Origin of the sequence: Streptomyces oryzae, assembly GCF_017676365.1 — a bacterium.
GTDB lineage: Bacteria > Actinomycetota > Actinomycetes > Streptomycetales > Streptomycetaceae > Streptomyces > Streptomyces oryzae.
In genome coordinates this window covers 1-1,579 of sequence record NZ_JADKMA010000398.1, presented here as the reverse complement: position 1 = coordinate 1,579, position 1,579 = coordinate 1, and the positions used below count along the sequence as shown (strand labels likewise).

The 1,579-nt window shown below is 73.3% G+C and carries 1 protein-coding gene; it reads right to left on the bottom strand.

Translation table 11 applies throughout. The features are described 5' to 3' along the window. Positions 1-338: 338 nt before the first annotated feature. The gene (locus ITI46_RS34390; protein ID WP_209243973.1) at positions 339-752 is read right to left on the bottom strand and encodes a hypothetical protein; all 414 of its coding nucleotides are present in this window, start codon (positions 750-752) and stop codon (positions 339-341) included. Positions 753-1,579 lie beyond the last annotated feature (827 nt).

Genomic DNA, 1,579 nt, shown 5'->3' with positions numbered 1-1,579 from the left:
GCTCCTTCTCCGGTCGTGCCGGGCGATGGCCTCCGTCGAAGGAGGTGGGCCGTGTCCGGCCCTGCCCGGCGCAGCCGGTCAGCGGCAGAGGGATGGAGGCGGGGGCAAACGCGCTTTTCGTTTGCGGCCGCCCCTCCCCCGCCGCAGGCTGCGGGCGGCGGACAGGGCCGGACACCACCCACCGCAGACGGCCACCGCCCAACCCCGAGCCACGGAGGGCAGGGGGTGCGGGCTCTGCCCGGCCCCCGCCGACCGCCCCAGGGGGAACCACACACGGAAAGACCCCGGCCCCCACCGGAGTGGGAGCCGGGGTCCGGCCGTCACCGTGTCAGGCTCGCCTACGAGTCCTCGTAAAGGTTGCCGAACTCGACCCACTTGACGTCGCTCAGCTCGATCGGGCGCCGGAACAGACGGCGCAGCCAGACGTGCCGGGACTGCGTGAGGTAGCTGGGGCCGAACTCGACGGTGACGCGGCGGTACTGCACGGCGTTCCGGGCCTTGCCCAGCTCACCCGACTCGCTCTTCCCACCCGGGGGGTAGAGGGCCTGGGCCTCGTCCAGCTGCCCGGCCGGGACCTCGAAGACCCACCGGTCCGAGCGCGGCTCCCAGGGCCGGCGTCCCTCCCGGGGGACCTCCACCTCCAGGAGGACAGTTCCCGTGCCCTCGTTCGGGTCCCCGACGGACGCGACTTTCACCAGCCAGCCGTCGAACCCCATGGGCCAGTACGTACGGTCGATCACCATGTGCGGCATGACAGAGCTCCTCTGCTGAAGACAGCCGGGGAGCGGCCCGTGCGGGCTGCCCTGGGCGTCTGTGCCCTTCCCGGTGATCGGCCGACAGCGCCGCGTCGGGGCGGGGGGTCAACCGAGCGTGCCTTTTGCTCGGTTGACCCCCCGTTCCGACGCGGTGCAGGCTCAGGCACCGGGGAGGGCACAGGCACCCAGGGCAACCACAGGTCATGCCTCTGCCTGCAGGAGGGCACCGCCGCGGACACGTGACCGTCCCCGGTGGCCCGCACGTCGGGAATCCGCTGGCGTCCGCCTCCGATACGGCGGCGAACGCCACGGACATGCCCGGGCCGCCCGCCCGGGCGTCGCCCGGCTCTGCGTCACGGGCGGCTGCGTTCCGCGTTGTCCGCCGTCACGAGCCACCCGCGTACCGGAAAGCCCCCGGCCCAGACTGCCTCGTGCCCGCCGCACAGCGTGCCGCCGCTCCGCGCCCACGAGGCCTCGGAGACAGGCCCCGGCACCACAAACCGACCGGCACCACACACGACTAAGGGCCCTGGCGCCGCCACGTACTGGCGGTGCCAGGGCCCTCGGTCAGCCTGGCTCAGTCAGGTTCAGCTCTCTTCCTCCGAGCCGGAACCCTCGCCGTCATCAGGCTGGGGAGGCGCGGGCCGCGGCTCGTGGCCGCCGGCGTCCGTCCAGATTCCACCCTGCTTCGCCATGGTGTGCTCCTTCTCCGGTCGTGCCGGGCGATGGCCTCCGTCGAAGGAGGTGGGCCGTGTCCGGCCCTGCCCGGCGCAGCCGGTCAGCGGCAGGGGTGGGGTGGGGGCAAACGCGCCTTTCGTTTGCGG